Raw genomic sequence first — 17,596 nt, forward strand, 5'->3', positions numbered from 1 at the left:
GGTTTCTATGGCACTCATATATATTGTAGAGGATGATAAGAACATATCCGAGATTGAAAGCTATGCACTGAAAAATGCCGGATATGAAACAAAGGAATTTTACTGCGCGAAGGATTTTTATGAAGGACTGAAGGAACAGATCCCGGATCTGTTTCTTTTGGATATCATGCTTCCGGATGAGGATGGTCTGCAGATCGTGAAAAAGCTGAAGCTGGATAAAAAGACCAATATGCAGCCGATTATTCTGGTCACGGCAAAAACAACAGAGATTGATAAGGTAAAAGGTCTGGATATCGGAGCGGATGATTACATGACAAAACCGTTTGGTGTTATGGAATTGATCTCTCGTGTGAAGGCACTTCTCCGCCGTAGTGGACGGACAGCTTCATCACCTGTGCTTACCTTTCAGAATATTAAGATGGAAGAAGACAAGCATCTTGTCAGTGTAAGTGAAAGACCATGTGAACTGACTTTTAAAGAATATGAGCTTCTGAAACTCCTTTTGGTCAATGCGGGCATCGTAGTCGGCAGAGATACGATACTGGAAAAAGTCTGGGGAACGGATTTTGAAGGCGAATCCAGAACGTTGGACATGCATATCAAAACACTTCGCAAGAAGCTGGGTGATGCAGGAGCGTATATCAAGACAGTACGAAATGTCGGTTATATTCTGACAGGAGAAGAATAATGAAAAAGAAGATCAATGCCAAAATGATGCAGATGGTTGCGCTGACCCTGCTTCTGACAGTCTGCGCTCTTCTGGTGATCGTATATCATCTTTTGCAGGAGCAGGTGATTGATGATCTGAAAGGTTATGCCAACATTTTACAAAACAGTGATATATTACAACTGGAAGAAAAGGAAGCTGATCTTCTGAAATCGGATAAGATCAGAATCACACTTGTAAATGCAGATGGCAGTGTGATCTATGATAATATGACAGATTACCGGGAGATGGAAAATCATAAAAACAGACCGGAGATTGCGCAGGCAATGGAAACAGGAGAGGGGCAGACAGTCCGTATATCCAATACGTTTTCCCACAATACCTATTATTATGCACTCAGACTGGAAGATGGCAGTGTACTGCGTGTTTCCAAGGACGCGGGAAATGTTCTGCAGGTTCTGCTGCGCTCCCTTCCACTTCTGTTGGTCGTCTGTGCATTTTTGCTGATTATCTGTGCACCGATCTCGCTGCTTTTGACAAGGCATCTGGTGGAACCGATCGAGCAGATGGCGCAGGATATGGATCATATGGATACCATTCCGGTGTATGAGGAGCTTGAGCCATTTGTAAAGACGATCCATACACAGCATCAGGATATTATGAAAAATGCCAATATGCGGCAGGAATTTACCGCGAATGTATCGCACGAGCTGAAAACGCCGCTGACCTCTATTTCGGGATATGCAGAGCTGATCGAGAATGGAATGGCTTCCGGGGATGATACCATTCGTTTCGCAAAGGAGATCCACAAGAGTGCCAACAGACTGCTCACACTGATCAATGATATTATTCGTTTGTCACAGCTTGACAGTACGCCTGAAACGACCTTTGAAAAGGTGGATCTTTATGAGGCCGCACAGGTAAACGTCGATATGCTCGCCATGAGTGCACAGCAGCACCATGTTTCTCTGCAGTTAGAGGGTGAGAAATGTTATGTATATGGCAATAAGCAGATGCTGGAAGATTTGATCTATAACCTTTGCGATAATGCGATCCGTTATAACGTGGAAAATGGGCTTGTCTGCGTAACGGTCGGGGAGGAAGACGATAATGTCTTTTTGTCAGTCCGTGATACGGGAATCGGAATCAGTAAGGAAAATCAGGAGCGTGTGTTTGAACGTTTCTACCGTGTCGATAAGAGCCGCTCCAAGCAGACCGGCGGAACCGGTCTGGGGCTTGCGATCGTAAAACATATCGTAGCGGAGCATCATGCAAAGCTGGATATAAAAAGTAAAGAAGGCAAAGGAACTGAAATTAAGGTGACTTTTGTATAAAGCGCTATTGTACATCCGGTTCGATCAGACAGAATTCATATCCGAGTTCTCTTGCCTGATCAATAAAATCACCGAGCACTGCAGCATTTGTAGCAGACTGACCGTGGAGCAGATAGATTGCGCCCGGATGCAGTCTGCTTATCATTTTCTGAAGGCTTTCCGCCTGATCGGGCTGATTGTCCACGTCATAATCCAGATGAGCAAAACTCCAGAAAATACTTTCATAATTACAGTTATTGACGATTGCCAGAGACTGTTCACTGAATTTTCCTGCTGGGAAGCGGAACAGATACATGGAGTAGCCATATTGTTCCTTTACATAGGCATCTGTCTGCAGGATTTCATTTTTCTGTGTTTCGATATCCTGAGAAGGTAGGCCGGCAGAAGGATGCGTGGTGGAGTGATTACCGATCACATGCCCTTCGGAGATCATCCGGTGGATCAGATCCGGTTCACTCTGGGCATACGGAAGCGTCACGAAAAAGGTTGCTTTGACGCCTTTCTCCTGCAGCGTATCCAGCATAGAAGCTGTTGTACCATATTCGTAACCTTCATCAATCGTCAGATAGATCTTTTTTGCACCATCGTCTGTCAAAGGCGTGTCCATATTGACAAAGTGGGCATGATAATCTTTGTACTTTTCTTCATATTGTACGCTGGTGACAGGACGGTTTTCTTCGTCCACATTTACGCCCTGCCCATATCCGATACATTCTGTATCCAGTGTTTCTATATTTTCAATGACAGCATTGGTAATCTGCATTCCGTTCTGGTCAGGTACTGCGACAGGAATTGTATTTGTGCTGGTTTCCTGATCCTTATAGCCTTCATAGGTCGTCATAACTGCATCTGCGATGGCATTTGCATAGTCTGTCAGATTGGAGTCGTACAGTCTGTTATCATCGCTGTCGTTGATAAAGCCGAGCTCTAAAATGCAGGCAGGCATTTCAGCATTTGCAGTAATATAATAATCCTCTTCGTCACTGTTATAGCTGCCCTGTTTGATACCGCGGTTCCGGGAAATGCCTACTTTTTCCAGAGAAGTCAGGATATTGGAGGCAAGAGAGGTTGTTTCCTCGGAAGCCCGGCTGTTGATCCATGCTTCTGCACCATTTCCCTTTCCTTTATTGCGGTGGAGAGAGAGCAGGTAGCGTGCGCCCGCATCTGTTGCAGCCTTGCACCTCTGTGACAGATAAAGAAAACTGTCATCCTCACGCGTCATCACAACACGGATCTGCCTTTCTGAGAGGGCGTCTGACAGCGCTTTTGCCAGTTTCAGCGTATCATCTTTTTCGATACGCCCCTTGCTGTCACAGCCGATATCCTTTCCGCCATGTCCTGCATCAATGCAGACCGTAAACAGGGAGGTATCTTCCTCTTCCTGCCCGGCAATTTCAATTTCAGCAGGTGCCATACTGGAAGCTGCATCCGCAGTCTGCATATCTCCGCTTTTCCGGAAATCGGAGCTCACCTTCCAGATGGTAAAAAGCAGGAAGGAAATCGCAAAAAGGACGAAAAGGAGCACACAGAGCATCTTGATCTTCTGTGAGCGCCTTTTCCGTTTATTCTGCCGGGAGGAGAAGCGATTCGGTTGTTTGTAAAAGCTGTCAGACATGAAATTTCCTCTTTTCATTGGTGTGGTACTTAACAGTATACATGGTCGAAAAATTTGGACAAGGGGGTGCGGAGAATCTTAAATAAAACTTCATAATTTATAACTATTCAGAGCCATGCAAATCCGTAATAAACTGACCATTTATTACCATAATTTAAAAAATGTCCTGTGTTGCGGAAGAAAAACACTGTGAAAATTTAACGCACAAAAGTGTTGACAGAAGGGGGAAAACAGGATAAAATAACTTTGGCTTTCGGCAGATATGAAATTCAGCCTATCGTGAAAAGGCATGAAATTCAGCCCATCGTGAAAAGGTATGAAATTCAGCCCATCTCGAATACTACGTATTCTCGATGTCCGTTTATTTGCAAATGCAAATAAACGTAAAATAATTTCATCTCCGATCTTAGCAAATAAATTTGCACGATCGAATCTGAAATTATTTTTCTGAATTTGCGCAAGCAAATTGATTCGCCCAGATAGCTCAGTCGGTAGAGCAGAGGACTGAAAATCCTCGTGTCACTGGTTCGATTCCGGTTCTGGGCATTATAACAGAAAATTGATAATGTGTCTTGACACGAAACAAGTTCTCTGTTATTATCTTATTTGTTCGGGTTATCCAGACAGGACAAAAGATATGCGGGTGTAGTTCAATGGTAGAACACCAGCCTTCCAAGCTGGATACGTGGGTTCGATTCCCATCACCCGCTTCTCTGAAATAACTCAGAGAAGAACATATTATTAACTTAATACCTTCAATGCATGGCAACATGCAAAAACATGCGCGAGTGGCTCAGTTGGTGGAGCGCGACCTTGCCAAGGTCGAGGCCGCGGGTTCGAGTCCCGTCTCGCGCTCTTATTTTTTACACGAAAAGGATATCCATGTGGATATCCTTTTTTCGTGTATATTCCGGTTGTTTCTGCATGTTATCTATGTTAAACTGATTACAAGCAGAAAGTCAAAATCATATTTTACATGGGATGGCTTGCCATCCCATTTTCTATTTATTATAGGTAGCTTTGAACAGTTACTATGATATATCTAAATATTTCAAGAAACTTCACTGCTTAATTTCACAGACAAATAAATAGCAGGGAGGTTTCAAAGAATATGGACCTCTCTGGGTAAGCATGGCTTACAGAAAAGGAGGTCATATGACACAAAGAAAAGTTACACCAGATAAGGGGACTGCAAAAGGCAAGACGGAAGCAATCAATTTTGATGAAATTGGAATTACCAACGATTTTATGTTTGGAACAGTATTCCGGGATAAGGTAAAATGTAAGGAACTTCTGCAAAGAATACTGAAGATTAAACTGACTGAGATTGAGGTTGTAGAGCCGCAGAAGATGATGAAAACCACTCTTATCGGAAAAGGAATTCGTATTGACGTTTATGCCAAAGATAGCGAGGGCAATGTGTATGATATCGAAATGCAGACGACGGAAGAAATAGATCTGCATTTAAGAACGCGTTATTATCATAGTGAGATGGACAGTTACCAGATCCGTGCAGGACAGAAATATTTTAACCTGAAACAGTCGGTTGTGATTTTTATCTGTACCTTTGATCCTTTTGCAGATGATAGAAGTATTTACACATTTGAGTCAGTATGTAAAGAGAATAAAGAACTTGTGCTTGCGGATAAACGGCGAACGTATTTTGTAAATATAAACGGGAATAGAGAAGGGATCAGCGAAGATACGACGAAACTGCTTGATTATTTCAAAACCGGGCAGCCAACAGATCGTTATACAGAGGATATTCAAGAGCAAGTGCAGATTATTCGAAATGATGACGATTGGAGGGAGAATTATATGACAATCGAGATGAAAATGGATCAGAAATATGAACAGGGTAAAAATGAGGGAATACAACTTGGAAGAAGTGAAGGCGAAATCAGTAAAGAAAGAGAACTGATCACCAAATGGCTGCAAAAGGGTAAATCACTTGCTGAAATCGCAGAGGATCTGGATCAATCAGAGGAATATGTGAAAAGTCTGATCTGTTCTCAGAAATAAAGAGGAAAGGAGAAAAACATGATCTGTCCGGAATGTGGAAGGGAGCTGGAAAAGGGAATCATTGAGGCAAAGGATGCAGGAAGTCTGACGCAGTCGCTGACAATGGTATTCTGGTATCCGGAGGAATATAAAAACAAAATGTTCAAAAAGAATACGGTAAATCTGAGATTAAAAGCGGAAGGCTATTATTGTGATGAGTGCATGAAGGTCTTCGCTTCGTTTGAAGAAAAATAAAGGAGTAAATAAAAATGAATGAAACAAAAGAAAACAATCATCAGGAAAGTTATGTTTTGAAATTCCCTAAGGAACTGGGAGCTGTATATGTATGTTTGTGTGTAGTGGGGATTCTGCTTTTTATCCTCTTTGCATGGGTTAAGATATGTAAGAATCCTGATATTTCAATAGGTACTTTTGTATTTGCGATCATTGTTGCGCTGATTGGGTTATATGTTAAGCTTTATGCGGATAAATGGGAGATCATCGTAAAAGAAGGGCAACTGGAGATCCATCGTATGTTACATAAAGTGCAGATCGTTCCTATTGTAGGACTTGAAGTTGCCTATGGTTCAAAATCTGAAATGATCCTTTCTCAAAATGGAAAGAAGATCATTACGCTCGATAGACTTACTGTGAATTACGATAAATTGCAGGCGACTCTGGCGGACAAATAGATAAAATTTTAAGTTGACAATCCAGTTAGACTGTACTAACCTAAAGGCGATGAGGGCAGAAACTGGAGGAAAACTATGAAAAAATTATTTTTTGAAACGGAAAAAGACGGTTTTTATGGGACTTATTATGAAAATCCACAAGGTTCGGATTGTGCAGTCATTGGATTATTCGGAGATGATCCGAATGACTATATGGCAAAATGTGGTGCAAAATGGTTACATAAAAACGGTGTAAACGTGCTTTGTATGTCTCCCGGAAAGAAGAATTACAGTCATGTAAATTATCCACTGGAGAGAATAGAAACAGCGATCAAGTGGCTGAAAAACAATGGAAATCGTAAGGTCGGAATTATGGGAATGAGTACAGCAGGTATGGATTCGATTGTTGCTGCTTCTTATTTTCCTGACATTACATTGACCTTTGGACTGACACCGAGTGACTTTGTATGGCAGGGCTTTGAACAGGGAAAAAAGGATGGCTGCGGTGAATGGCCGATTCCGGGCGCATCTACTCTTTCCTGGAAGGGAGAACCACTCGCTTATATGCCATTTGTGTATGAACATCCGGTTTACTGGCAGAAGATTATGGAAGAAACGAAAGGTTCCGGTGATTTTGAACGTAGTACATGCCTGTTCATTGATTCTGAAAAAGCAAGAGAACACACGGAAGAAGAGATGATCAAGGTTGAAAATATCAAAGGGAAACTGATTCTTGTCGGTGCAGAGGATGATTCCTTCTGGGAAACAGCAAAATATATCCGCCGTATGGATCAGCGTCTGAAAGAGCATCCGCATAGCTGTGACTATGAGATTCTGGTATATGAGCACGGAACGCATTTTGTTCTGCCGGAATCACTGCTCCGAAAAGCATTACCTGTAGGGCTTAAATTCGTACTGCGCTTTATTTTCAAAGCTGCAAAAGACTATCCGAATGAGTGCGAAGCAACCAGAAAAGATATTGATAAAAAGCTTTCTGCCGCAATTAAGGCATGGAAGGAATCATAACAGGTCAGCCCTGTTTTTTATAAAAATGGAAATCGCAGCAGTCTTTGCCGTGCCCTAATGTTTTTGTTCGTGAAAAAGCCAGCTTTTTGAGACTGCCATAGGTCACATTATCAGCATCGCAGAATATATGGCATAACTGGGGACATCCGTTTTCTGCGCATGCTGTGTGCCAGAGGCATTTTGTGATCGTTACGTCAAAGTAATCTTTGCCGTGGGTTTGCACACTTTCCTGCAGATCTGTGTGTTGCATGACATGAAGGAATATTGTGCTGTAAAGGAAGTAAAAGCCGGGTATGATTTCCATTTTTTTCATAGAAGAATGCATATTTGCAGCAACGTGATCAAACATGTATTTCTCCATATAAGTAGTTACCGCTTCTTTGGAGAGATTTTCTTCTGACAGAGCTTTATACAGGGCTATGCCCGGAAGAATGGTGCCGATAAGCGTTTTCATCTGGTTTTTTGATTTATTCCGGGTGTTTTCAATCAGAGAGCGGAGTATGGATGACTGTTTGTTGAATAGTGAACCTCCTCTGCTTTTTCCGAATTCTCCGATCAGAAATGCTTTGATTTGTTTTTGCTGTTTGATCCGCATTGTTTATTACTCCTTGCTAATTGTCTGGTAAAAGAATAACGCGATTCTGCATTTTGTACAATGGTAAGTTGGCATCATGTAGAGAGCAACTGCATGAGTTGCATAAAAATGGTGGTACGCAACCGGGGTTGCGGGATATAATCTGCCTATCAATTCAGTTGAGGAGATGGGAAAATGACTTTGGGTGAAACAATAAAGCAAGCGAGAATGGCAAAAAATATGTCGCAGGAAGATCTGGCAAATGAGGTCGGCGTATCCAGACAGGCAATATCAAAGTGGGAAAGCAATAAAGCCATACCGACAGGAATTAACAGGGAGTGCCTCAATTCTGTTTTGGATATTTCTGTTGATCTGGAACATCAAAAAAATGGACAAGGGACTGGCAGCAAGAGAAAGTTCATTATAATAATCGGAATAGTGATTTTGTTGGTATTCATTTCTGTTCTGGTGATTCTGCTATGTAAATCACAGAATGAAATGATTAAGACGGAAGAACCGTCTGATATCAGTATCAGATTTTTTGATGCAGATATGAATGATGTCTTTGATGAGGCATTGTGGTATCCTGCGGCGGACATTGTTGGAATCATGATCCAATGGGAAGTGGGAACTCCCGATACGATCAAAATGTTTGCTACTCCCAGTGGTAGCGAAACAATGGAAGAAACGGAGCTGCTTGTCACAAAAAGCATTAAGGATGGGGAACATGTGGTATTATTGCCTTTGCCAGCAGATCAACTGAAAAGACTCTATATGACGCATGTTTATTTTGAGCTGGATTTTCAGGGAAACATCATCACATCTGAAGATTATAACTTTATATATGATGATACGGAGAATGCTTTATAGGAGGTTATACTTAAAATGTTGATAACAATTATTGCAGCAGTTATGGTTATGGTAGCATATTTTCTTGTTTTGTATGGCGGTGTTGGGTTTATTCAGGACAAGAAATTCTTCTCTTCTGCGCCAAAGGAAGTTTTGGATGCAGTGCCTGACCATAAGGAAAGATTTCCTGGTGCGCATGTAATTGGCTGGATCATTGCAGGAATCGCAGTACTTTTGTTTATTGGTGCGGCTGTTCTGAGCGTCTGGGATGGCATTAGAAATGGCTTCAGCTTTTGGAATTTCTTTGCAAGATTTCTGATTATACTTTATGTCATGGAAATTTATGATATATGCTTCTTTGACTGGGTACTTCTTTGTCACTCCAATTTCTTCCCGCACTTTTATCCGGAAGTGGATGGCATCATGGAGCCGTATTTGTTTGGCTATAATAAGAAGACACATATCATGCACTTTATTATCTATATCCCGATCTGTGCTGTGATCGGCTGGATCTGTACATTCTTTTAAAGAATATTAGGGAGAGGAAATATTATCGGTTGTTTCTGCCTGTTATCTATGTTAAACTGATTACAAGCAGAAAGTCAAAATCATATTTTACATGGGATGGCTTGCCATCCCATTTTCTATTTATTATAGGTAGCTCTGAATAGTTACTATGATATATCTAAATGTTTCAAGAAACTTCACTGCTTAAATTCCACAAAAATAAATAGCAGGGAGGTTTTAAAGTATAACAGACCTCTCTGGGTAAGCATGGCTTACAGAAAAGGAGGTCATATGACACAGAAACGAAAAACTGTCGTATCGGATAAGGGAACAGTAAAAGGCAAGACGGAAACGATCAATTTTGATGAAATTGGTATTACCAATGATTTCATGTTTGGTACGGTATTCCGGGATAAGGAAAAATGTAAAGAACTGCTCCAGAGAATATTGAAGATCAGACTGGTTGAGATTGAAGTTGTAGAGCCGCAGAAGATAATGAAAACCACTCTTATTGGAAAAGGAATCCGCATTGATATTTATGCAAAAGATAGTGAAGGTAATGTGTATGATATCGAAATGCAGACGACAGAAGAAACAGATCTGCACCTGAGAACGCGGTATTATCACAGTGAAATGGACAGCTACTAGATTCGTGCAGGACAGAAGTATTTTAATCTGAAACAGTCGGTTGTGATATTTATTTGTACTTTTGATCCTTTTGCAGATGATAGGAGCATTTATACGTTTGAGACGACATGTAAGGAAAATAAAGAGCTGGCGCTTGCAGATAAGCGGCAAACGTATTTTGTAAATGTGAATGGGAATAGAGAGGGAATCAGCGAAGATACAACGAAACTGCTTGATTATTTCAAAACCGGGCAACCAACAGATCATTATACAAAAGATATTCAAAAGCAAGTGCAGATTATTCGAAATGATGATGATAAATGTATCAAGTTTTCTATGAAAACTTGATATGCAGCATCAGCCCATTTGCCAAAGGCAAATTTGCATGGGCTGATGTTCCAAGTGGAGGGAGAATTATATGACGATAGAAATGAAAATGGATCAGAGATATGAACAGGGGAAAAATGAAGGCGAGCAAAACCGGGATAGGGAACTGATCGCTAAGTGGCTGCAAAAGGGAAAAACAATTGCCGAGATTGCAGAGGATCTGGACAGATCAGAGGAATATGTAAAGAACCTGATGTAGGAAAGAGGGATATTTTTAATTGTGAAGAACGTAGAAACCTTTTGGAAACAAAGGGTTTCTTTTTTATGCAATAATTTTACAAAAACCAGACAAATCTTTTACCTTATCTTGATTTTATCAATTCATAGCAGGCAGTATCCTACAGGAAAAGGAGGATAGTGTATGAACGGAAAACCATATCTTGAATTTCGGGAAGACGGTACCTTTCATGTTTTACATATTACGGATCTGCAGGAGGGCGTGCATCCGAAAAAGGACACGCTGCGTCTGCTACATGCACTTCTGGATACGGCGAAACCGGATCTTGTCATTCTGACGGGAGATCAGTTAAAAGGATATTCGCCGGCATTTCGTCTTCTGGGAAAGGAAAGTGTTCAAAATACATTACATATGCTGACAGAACCGATGGAAAAACGTGGTATTCCCTATGCGGTCACATTTGGAAATCATGATCTGCAGTGTGGTCTGTCTAATGAGGAGCAGGCTGCTATTTATCGTAGTTATCCTTATTGTATCTGCCCGGCAGAAGAACAGGATGCAGGTACATTTTATCTGAAGATCAGGAACAGCAGCGGAGCAGAGGTACTTCGTTTTTATCTGGTCGACAGTGGAAATAAGACTGTGCACGGGCAGTATGCACCGCCTACTGCAACAGTTTTGGACTGGTTAAAAGAGAAACTTTCCCAGGATCAGGTTCCATCCATGGTATTTCAGCATATTCCACTGCCGGAATATAAAAAATGCAGGAATGTTACTTTGAAGGAACGGATTTGCAGTCCTGAGAAAAATGCGGGAGAGTTTGAACTGCTGCGTGACAGCGGGCAGGTCATGGCAGTATTTTGCGGACACGATCATAAAAATGATTTTGTGGGACAGGTAGACGGTATTGATCTGGGGTATACACCGTCGGGCGGCTTTGCCTGCTATGGACCGGGCGCAGAACGCGGCGGAAGATTGCTGACTTTCCATGTGGATCGACCGATGCACTATGAAACAAAGCTGCTCCGCTATTGTGACATTGTAGCACCGCATACGGGGAATCGGATCAAGGAATTTTTCGATACCCATACACCGACCTGTTGGCCGGGCAGAACAGAATTGATAGATGAGGAGAATTTGGAAAATGCGTAAAAAAGAGAGAAACTTACGAAGTCTGGATATGCGTCGTACCTTACTGGTAACGCTTCCTTTTGCCGGAGCACTGGCATTCTGGCAGGCATATGACGGTATTATTCCGCTGATCCTGCGTGATACCTTTCATCTGGGAGATACACTTGCCGGGGCTGTTATGGCACTTGATAATGTGTGTGCCCTGTTTTTGCTTCCGTTTTTTGGCAGTATCAGTGACCGCTGTCACAGCCGTCTGGGGCGACGTACACCGTTTATTCTGGTCGGATCACTGCTTGCAGCATTGTTAATACCACTTCTGGCTGTTGCGGATCAGATGCAGAGCCTGCCATTTTTCTTTACGGTTCTGTGCTTGCTTCTGGTGGTACTTTCCAGCTACAGAAGTCCTTGTGTGGCACTGATGCCTGATGTAACACCGCGTCCGATCCGTGCAAAAGCGGATGCGTTCAATTCCCTGATGGCAGCAGCTTCCGGTGTTGTGATCCTGATCAGTATTTCCCTTGCGGTTCCGGATGTGGAACATCCCAATTATATGCCGGTTTTCCTGATCATATCAGCTATCATTGTCCTTTGTACCGTCCTGTTTGCGGTATTCTTCCGGGAAAAGCAGGCGGTGGAAAAGATGCATGCGGAAAGTCTTGCCATGGGGATTTCCGAAGCAGATATGGATGCAAGTGATGAAGGCGGAAAGGAAAAGGAGACAGATGCAGTTGTCCGCAGGTCACTTCTGGGTATTTTGCTTTGCGTATTCTTCTACTTTATGGCATCCAATGCAGTTACCTCTGCCTTCAGTAAATATGCCAGTCAGGTATGGGGTGCAGGCGGTGGAAGCTTTGCGAATTTCCAGCTTGTTGCGACAATGGTAACTTTGATCTCCTATATGCCTATGGCAAACATTTCCTGCAGGATTGGCAGAAAACTCACTACCTATATCGGAATCGGGCTGATGTGCCTGGGCGGATTCTGTATTTTTATGACACCGGGGTATAGTCCGCTGATCTATGTATTTGTTTCGATATCCGGTGTTGGTATGGGAACTGTTGCTACCACAATCTATCCGATGATCATGGAGGTTGCCAGCGAGAAAACGACCGGTCGTTATACCGGATACTATTATACAGCCAGTATGTCAGCACAGATCATTACACCGATCCTTTCCGGTGCGGTTATGGAATTTATCGGTTATCGTTATCTGTATCTGTATGCGATCGTCTGTGCACTGCTCGCAGCATTGCCGCTTGCAATGGTACAGAAGGGCAATACCATTTTATTAAAGGATCTGGAACTGGATCATTCCGCAGGAGAATTATTAGAGGCAGGTAACTAACAGTTCTGCCACGGTTTTTGAGAATATTCCATCAATAACACATGTTGTATGGTCATATGATGTATGCTGCATCGAAGCAAAAGGATCGCCGATTGAAAAATCATTGGCGGTCTTTTTTTTGATTTGCACTGCTGCGATATTGACGGTACAATGGATTGTTGATAAGATAAAATATAGCAATTTAACGGGATTTACAGGGATAAGAAATTGAAAGAAAAAGACAGAAAACGAAAAGTAATTCTACTCGTTTGTAACATTTTTCTGATCGTTACGACAATAGCAGCCACATGGGCCTATTCCAGCCATATGGATCAGGTGCAGAAGGAAGCAAAGACGGCAGAATTTGTCAGAACAATTGAAACAATGAAGCAGGTTTCCCGTAATTATCTGGACAGCGAAAGAGGATATGCGAAAAACTGGGCTTCCTATATAACAGAGCATCATATGACTATGGAGGATGCTCTTGATTTTTTGCGGGAAATTAATACAAATAAAGACCGGTATGTACATATTGTGGATATGGATACCTATGAAGCGTACTCTGCTTTTTATCCAAAGGGCGAAGAAAAGATCGATACTTATGTGCAGTATAAAGAAAAAAATATAGAAGCGGATGTACCGTTTGGCGAGATCATGGAAAGCATGTTCAATGAAACGGATGAAGATTTCACTGTGCTTGGAAAGTACCGCCTGCAGGAGACACATGCAATGGCTGTCGGGATTGGAGCCAGAGTAACACTCGCCACAGAGGCCGGCGAAAAGGCATATCTGCTGCTGCGTATTATTCCGACGGATAATCTGAAAAAAACATGGGTATTTCCGACGGATTATGCTTCTGCAGAAGTAGGCATCATTACCAACACAGGAGATTATGTGATCCAGTCAGCTTCCATGAAATCACAGAATTTCCGGGAATATATCCGTGGTTATAATTTTCAGGATGATTATACCAAAGTGGAAGAACTGAAAAAGAAGCTGCAGACAACTGACAACGGACTTTTGGAATATAAAAATTTCAGAGGAACAGACTGCCTGTGGTACTATTCTTCTTTTGGAGAAAATTCTGCGCTTGATATTCTTGGTATGGTGAGCACGGAACAACTGAAAACGACGCTGGATGCATGGTATATTATAGGAATCGTTTGTGGGATATTGATCATTCTGGCAGTGATAGACGGTGTATATCTGATCAGTATGAACCGCAGATTACGGGAAGCTGCCAAAGCATCAGAACAGGCAAGCAAAGCCAAAACACAGTTTTTGTCAGCCATGTCCCACGACATCCGGACGCCGCTCAATGCGGTTCTTGGTATGATGACGATCGCGGAGAAAAAGGCGGATGATCCGGAAGCAGTCAGGGAATGTATGGATAAAGGAAAACATGCGGGTAGACAGCTCCTGACGCTGATCAATGACGTTCTGGATATTTCCAAGATCGAAAGCGGTATGGTAACACTGAATGAAGAACAGGTTTCTCTGGATGAAATGATACATGATCTGACGGAAATGATCCTGCCTGTCATGGAGCAGAAGGAAATCCGGTTTGCAAGTGATTTCAGCCGTCTGCCCGATAAATACATCCGTGCAGATAAAATGCGGCTGAGCCAGATCTACATGAATCTGTTGACAAATGCTGTAAAATATACGGAAAAAGGCGGTCAGATCAGACTGCAGCTTTATGAAGAGGCATTACCGGAACGCGTAGGATATACAAGACTTGTATTTTGTGTAGAGGATACGGGAATCGGAATGACAGAAGAATTCCAGACACAGATGTACAGTACCTTTACACGGGAAGTGAAAACGCAGGTAAACACCACACAGGGAAGCGGACTGGGACTTTCCATCGTAAAACAGATGGTGGAACTGATGAATGGTGAGATCACTTGTGAAAGTGCACCGGGAAAAGGAACAACATTTACTGTGACGGTAGATTTCCCTGTGCTGGAAGGCTGCAAAAAAGACAGCGAAGAGCAGATCGCGCCAGAAGCAGTGGAAAATATGCATCTGCTTGTTGCGGAGGATAATGAGCTGAACTGGGAAATTGCCTGTGAAATGCTTGCAGGACAGGGCGTTACATGTGATCGCGCGGAAAATGGCAGGGAATGTATTGATATGCTGCTGAAAGCACCGGCGGGAACCTATCAGGCGATTCTGATGGATATCCAGATGCCTGTGATGAATGGGTATGAAGCGGCCAGAAAGATCCGCCGGCTTTCGGATGAAAAGAAGCGAAATACGATCATAATTGCCATGACTGCCGACGCTTTTGCAGAAGATGTACAGGCATGTACAGATGCTGGTATGAATGGACATATTGCCAAACCGATCGATATGAAAAAACTGATCGCATATCTGACCAGAATCAAAAGAGGACAATTGTAAACAGGCAGATATGCCAATATAGGAGGGATACCATATGAAGAAACATAGCAGAGTGGGAATATTTGTATGTATGGCAGCAAGTCTGCTGGTACTTTCAGGCTGTGGGAAAAAAGAAGAAAATGTATTTCAGCCGAGGCTGGATACAGAGAAGGATGTTACGTTATCCGTGGCCGGATTTTTCGGGAATTTTGAAGCGCTTGACCAGGTGACCGCTGATTTTAACACATATTATCCAAATGCAGAGTTCAGTTATGAACAGATCAGTATGGAAGGCTATGATGAATATTTACAGGCTAATCCGGATGTCAGTATTCTGATGACTTCCGAGCAGGTCTTTCACAATTTCGGAGATCAGCTGACGGATGTTTATGCTGATCTGTCAAAGGCAGATATCAATTTAAGTGATATAGACGAGAAGATGCTGAAACTGGAATATCACGATGGAAAGCTGACATCGATTCCGATCGGGCAGAATATTTATGGAATCGTAGTCAATGAATCATTGCTGGAAAAGGAAGGGCTGCAGGTTCCGGGCACATATGATGAATTTCTGCATGCCCTTTCCGTATTAAAAGAAAAGGGGTATACGCCGATTCAGGGACCGGACAGCAAAGTGTATGCGGAACTGACACAGAGCATGCTGTTTGATCTGCTTCTGTCGGATGAAGCACTGTATGAGGATCTGATGGCTGGCAGGGACAGCGCGGCGGAAAAACTTGCCCCGGTGATGGATAAACTGAAAACGATCATAGATAACGGTTATACAGATCTGGCACTCAATCAGACCTACCCGCAAGATAATTATGACGAGGCGATCCTGAAGTTTTTTGAGGGTGATGTTCCGTTCTGGGTATGCAATACGGAAAAAGTCAGTGGAATGAAGAAGAGAGAGTCAAAATCAGAAGCTTTTACAGCGTCTCCGTTTACATATACTTTTATTTATGCACCGCTTGGCGAAAAAGGAGCGTATGCTTACAGGGAGCCATGGTACGGAATGGCAGTCAATCAAAACAGTGCGGAATATGATTATGCAGTTGAATTTATCAGATTTCTGACGACAAGGGATGAGATCAATGAAATGGCGGACATTAAAGGGGTTCCGTCTGTCGCTGCATCTGAAAACGGCGTGGAAATTTACCGGAATGTGATGAATCCGGAAAAAGTGGAAAAAGAATGTGTAAATGAAGGTAAGATCACGGCTGATCTGGTCACAAACTGGTATACTTGTGTCAATGGATATGCAACCGGAAAATATGCAGACACAGATACCGCTTTGCAGGACTTTGTAAAGTCCTGCGGCGGTCAGAAAGCAGAGTAGATCATCGCACGAGCAGATATCCCGTATAAGCGATATATAAAAGGATACACACTGCGCCTTCCCATCTGCACATGGATTTTTTGCTGCGGGCAAAGATGTACAGCAGAATGGCACTGAACAGGAGCAGAATGCAGTCGATCACAGATTCGGGCAGGACAGCAAGTGGTGTGATCGCTGCGGAAATGCCCAGAATAAACAGAATATTGAAAATATTCGATCCGATCGCATTGCCGAGTGCAAGACCGCTGTCCCCCTTTCTGGTGGCGACGATAGAAGTGACAAGCTCGGGCAGGGAAGTGCCGATCGCAATGATCGTCAGACCGATGAAATTCTGGCTGACGCCGAAGCTTTCCGCAATGATGCAGGCATTATCCACGACGAGATTTCCGCCTGCGATAACCGCGATCAGACCACCGGCAATATACAGAAGACTTTTTGGCAGGGATAACACCCTGCCATTTTCTTCGCCCTGTCTGTTTTTCAGGGCAGATACGACCATGCTGATCAGATAAGCTGCCATACCAATCAGGAGCAGGATCCCTTCCAGGCGGCTGAGCGTTCCGTTTACAAGCATGATACACAGAAGAAAAGTGATCAGGATATTCAGAGGAAGATCACGCTTTAAAATGTCTTTGTTGGTAGAAAAAGCGCACATAAAGGCGCACACGCCGACAACGACCAGACCGTTAAAAATATTGGATCCGATGACATTGCTGAGGGCGATCTCATTGCTTCCGCTCAGCGCTGCACTCATGCTGACGGAGGCTTCCGGTGCACTGGTTCCCATGGCAACGATCGTCAGTCCGATGATCACGCTTGGGACACGCAGAAGCCGGGCGAGGGAAGAACTGCCATCCACGAAGAAATCCGCTCCCTTGATCAGGAGCACAAAACCTACAACTAACCATACATATTCCATAATTCCATCCTTTCCGCGACAAAAGCATAAAAAACGAGACTTTTATCGCATACAAAATAGTC

General features: G+C 42.9%; 18 protein-coding genes and 3 tRNA genes. 18 read left to right on the forward strand and 3 right to left on the reverse strand.

From position 1 onward, the window contains the following. Positions 1 to 7 precede the first annotated feature (7 nt). Both KQI22_RS07035 and KQI22_RS07040 read left to right on the forward strand, forming a co-directional pair. On the forward strand, positions 8 to 688 hold the full coding sequence (locus KQI22_RS07035) for a response regulator transcription factor (protein ID WP_216551388.1): 681 nt from the start codon (positions 8 to 10) through the stop codon (positions 686 to 688). Then, positions 688 to 2,001, forward strand: coding sequence for a sensor histidine kinase (locus KQI22_RS07040; protein WP_216551389.1), 1,314 nt, complete (start codon positions 688 to 690; stop codon positions 1,999 to 2,001). The genes KQI22_RS07035 and KQI22_RS07040 overlap by 1 nt, the downstream gene beginning before the upstream one ends. A gap of 4 nt (positions 2,002 to 2,005) precedes the next feature. Here the strand turns inward: KQI22_RS07040 and KQI22_RS07045 are convergent, their stop codons facing one another. Beyond that, entirely contained in the window at positions 2,006 to 3,616 is a 1,611-nt protein-coding gene (locus tag KQI22_RS07045) for an N-acetylmuramoyl-L-alanine amidase (protein ID WP_216551390.1), read from the reverse strand. 473 nt (positions 3,617 to 4,089) lie between these two features. Here KQI22_RS07045 and KQI22_RS07050 point away from each other — a divergent pair. The 7 genes from KQI22_RS07050 (at position 4,090) to KQI22_RS07080 (ending at position 7,314) form a co-directional block, all read left to right on the forward strand. Next, positions 4,090 to 4,162 (forward strand) — tRNA-Phe (locus tag KQI22_RS07050). Between the two features lie 93 nt (positions 4,163 to 4,255). Continuing rightward, a tRNA-Gly gene (locus KQI22_RS07055) sits at positions 4,256 to 4,326 on the forward strand. A gap of 72 nt (positions 4,327 to 4,398) precedes the next feature. Next, positions 4,399 to 4,471 (forward strand) — tRNA-Gly (locus tag KQI22_RS07060). Positions 4,472 to 4,771: 300 nt separating this feature from the next. Further along, a complete protein-coding gene (locus KQI22_RS07065) occupies positions 4,772 to 5,638 on the forward strand; it encodes an Rpn family recombination-promoting nuclease/putative transposase (protein ID WP_216551391.1) in 867 nt (288 codons plus the stop codon). Between the two features lie 18 nt (positions 5,639 to 5,656). Further along, a complete protein-coding gene (locus tag KQI22_RS07070) occupies positions 5,657 to 5,872 on the forward strand; it encodes a PF20097 family protein (protein ID WP_216551392.1) in 216 nt (71 codons plus the stop codon). 14 nt (positions 5,873 to 5,886) lie between these two features. Then, positions 5,887 to 6,309, forward strand: a complete 423-nt coding sequence (locus tag KQI22_RS07075) for a hypothetical protein (protein WP_216551393.1) — start codon at positions 5,887 to 5,889, stop codon at positions 6,307 to 6,309. Positions 6,310 to 6,384: 75 nt separating this feature from the next. Further along, positions 6,385 to 7,314 carry an acyl-CoA thioester hydrolase/BAAT C-terminal domain-containing protein gene (locus KQI22_RS07080; protein ID WP_216551394.1) on the forward strand — a complete coding sequence of 310 codons (930 nt, stop codon included), beginning with the start codon at positions 6,385 to 6,387 and terminating at the stop codon, positions 7,312 to 7,314. A 4-nt stretch (positions 7,315 to 7,318) separates the two neighbouring features. Here KQI22_RS07080 and KQI22_RS07085 read toward each other — a convergent pair whose 3' ends face one another. Next, positions 7,319 to 7,768: an L-2-amino-thiazoline-4-carboxylic acid hydrolase gene (locus KQI22_RS07085; RefSeq protein WP_216551395.1), complete on the reverse strand. Its 450-nt coding sequence runs from the start codon at positions 7,766 to 7,768 to the stop codon at positions 7,319 to 7,321. A gap of 315 nt (positions 7,769 to 8,083) precedes the next feature. On the opposite strand from KQI22_RS07085, the gene KQI22_RS07090 reads away from it, so the two are divergent. The 9 genes from KQI22_RS07090 to KQI22_RS07130 all read left to right on the forward strand — a co-directional run bounded on the left by KQI22_RS07090 (position 8,084) and on the right by KQI22_RS07130 (position 16,615). Continuing rightward, positions 8,084 to 8,758 carry a helix-turn-helix domain-containing protein gene (locus KQI22_RS07090; protein WP_216551396.1) on the forward strand — a complete coding sequence of 225 codons (675 nt, stop codon included), beginning with the start codon at positions 8,084 to 8,086 and terminating at the stop codon, positions 8,756 to 8,758. Positions 8,759 to 8,773: 15 nt separating this feature from the next. Further along, complete coding sequence (locus KQI22_RS07095) at positions 8,774 to 9,265, forward strand: hypothetical protein (protein ID WP_216551397.1); 492 nt, start codon at positions 8,774 to 8,776, stop codon at positions 9,263 to 9,265. 270 nt (positions 9,266 to 9,535) lie between these two features. Then, complete coding sequence (locus KQI22_RS07100; protein WP_216551398.1) at positions 9,536 to 9,892, forward strand: Rpn family recombination-promoting nuclease/putative transposase; 357 nt, start codon at positions 9,536 to 9,538, stop codon at positions 9,890 to 9,892. A gap of 42 nt (positions 9,893 to 9,934) precedes the next feature. Beyond that, entirely contained in the window at positions 9,935 to 10,219 is a 285-nt protein-coding gene (locus KQI22_RS07105) for a hypothetical protein (protein ID WP_216551399.1), read from the forward strand. A 70-nt stretch (positions 10,220 to 10,289) separates the two neighbouring features. Continuing rightward, positions 10,290 to 10,457, forward strand: coding sequence for a helix-turn-helix domain-containing protein (locus KQI22_RS07110; RefSeq protein WP_216551400.1), 168 nt, complete (start codon positions 10,290 to 10,292; stop codon positions 10,455 to 10,457). 162 nt (positions 10,458 to 10,619) lie between these two features. Beyond that, positions 10,620 to 11,588, forward strand: coding sequence for a metallophosphoesterase family protein (locus KQI22_RS07115; protein WP_216551401.1), 969 nt, complete (start codon positions 10,620 to 10,622; stop codon positions 11,586 to 11,588). Beyond that, positions 11,581 to 12,912: an MFS transporter gene (locus KQI22_RS07120; protein ID WP_216551402.1), complete on the forward strand. Its 1,332-nt coding sequence runs from the start codon at positions 11,581 to 11,583 to the stop codon at positions 12,910 to 12,912. The genes KQI22_RS07115 and KQI22_RS07120 overlap by 8 nt, the downstream gene beginning before the upstream one ends. A gap of 207 nt (positions 12,913 to 13,119) precedes the next feature. Continuing rightward, a complete protein-coding gene (locus tag KQI22_RS07125; protein WP_216551403.1) occupies positions 13,120 to 15,297 on the forward strand; it encodes a hybrid sensor histidine kinase/response regulator in 2,178 nt (725 codons plus the stop codon). Positions 15,298 to 15,331: 34 nt separating this feature from the next. Then, positions 15,332 to 16,615 (forward strand): ABC transporter substrate-binding protein, encoded by a 1,284-nt coding sequence (locus KQI22_RS07130; RefSeq protein ID WP_216551404.1) that lies wholly within the window; start codon positions 15,332 to 15,334, stop codon positions 16,613 to 16,615. Between the two features lies 1 nt (position 16,616). Here the strand turns inward: KQI22_RS07130 and KQI22_RS07135 are convergent, their stop codons facing one another. Further along, positions 16,617 to 17,534: a calcium/sodium antiporter gene (locus tag KQI22_RS07135; RefSeq protein WP_216551405.1), complete on the reverse strand. Its 918-nt coding sequence runs from the start codon at positions 17,532 to 17,534 to the stop codon at positions 16,617 to 16,619. Positions 17,535 to 17,596 lie beyond the last annotated feature (62 nt).

Origin of the sequence: Kineothrix sp. MSJ-39, assembly GCF_018917935.1 — a bacterium.
Taxonomy (GTDB): domain Bacteria; phylum Bacillota; class Clostridia; order Lachnospirales; family Lachnospiraceae; genus CAG-194.

What these genes read in the sequence shown, in the direction of transcription:
- KQI22_RS07040 (WP_216551389.1), top strand. Translation starts at nt 688, where the DNA reads ATGAAAAAGAAGATCAATGCCAAAATGATGCAGATGGTTGCGCTGACC.
- KQI22_RS07130 (WP_216551404.1), top strand. Translation starts at nt 15,332, where the DNA reads ATGAAGAAACATAGCAGAGTGGGAATATTTGTATGTATGGCAGCAAGT.
- KQI22_RS07120 (WP_216551402.1), top strand. Translation starts at nt 11,581, where the DNA reads ATGCGTAAAAAAGAGAGAAACTTACGAAGTCTGGATATGCGTCGTACC.
- KQI22_RS07080 (WP_216551394.1), top strand. Translation starts at nt 6,385, where the DNA reads ATGAAAAAATTATTTTTTGAAACGGAAAAAGACGGTTTTTATGGGACT.
- KQI22_RS07110 (WP_216551400.1), top strand. Translation starts at nt 10,290, where the DNA reads ATGACGATAGAAATGAAAATGGATCAGAGATATGAACAGGGGAAAAAT.
- KQI22_RS07115 (WP_216551401.1), top strand. Translation starts at nt 10,620, where the DNA reads ATGAACGGAAAACCATATCTTGAATTTCGGGAAGACGGTACCTTTCAT.
- KQI22_RS07070 (WP_216551392.1), top strand. Translation starts at nt 5,657, where the DNA reads ATGATCTGTCCGGAATGTGGAAGGGAGCTGGAAAAGGGAATCATTGAG.
- KQI22_RS07035 (WP_216551388.1), top strand. Translation starts at nt 8, where the DNA reads ATGGCACTCATATATATTGTAGAGGATGATAAGAACATATCCGAGATT.
- KQI22_RS07095 (WP_216551397.1), top strand. Translation starts at nt 8,774, where the DNA reads ATGTTGATAACAATTATTGCAGCAGTTATGGTTATGGTAGCATATTTT.
- KQI22_RS07085 (WP_216551395.1), bottom strand. Translation starts at nt 7,768, where the DNA reads ATGAAAACGCTTATCGGCACCATTCTTCCGGGCATAGCCCTGTATAAA.
- KQI22_RS07090 (WP_216551396.1), top strand. Translation starts at nt 8,084, where the DNA reads ATGACTTTGGGTGAAACAATAAAGCAAGCGAGAATGGCAAAAAATATG.
- KQI22_RS07045 (WP_216551390.1), bottom strand. Translation starts at nt 3,616, where the DNA reads ATGTCTGACAGCTTTTACAAACAACCGAATCGCTTCTCCTCCCGGCAG.
- KQI22_RS07135 (WP_216551405.1), bottom strand. Translation starts at nt 17,534, where the DNA reads ATGGAATATGTATGGTTAGTTGTAGGTTTTGTGCTCCTGATCAAGGGA.
- KQI22_RS07065 (WP_216551391.1), top strand. Translation starts at nt 4,772, where the DNA reads ATGACACAAAGAAAAGTTACACCAGATAAGGGGACTGCAAAAGGCAAG.
- KQI22_RS07100 (WP_216551398.1), top strand. Translation starts at nt 9,536, where the DNA reads ATGACACAGAAACGAAAAACTGTCGTATCGGATAAGGGAACAGTAAAA.
- KQI22_RS07075 (WP_216551393.1), top strand. Translation starts at nt 5,887, where the DNA reads ATGAATGAAACAAAAGAAAACAATCATCAGGAAAGTTATGTTTTGAAA.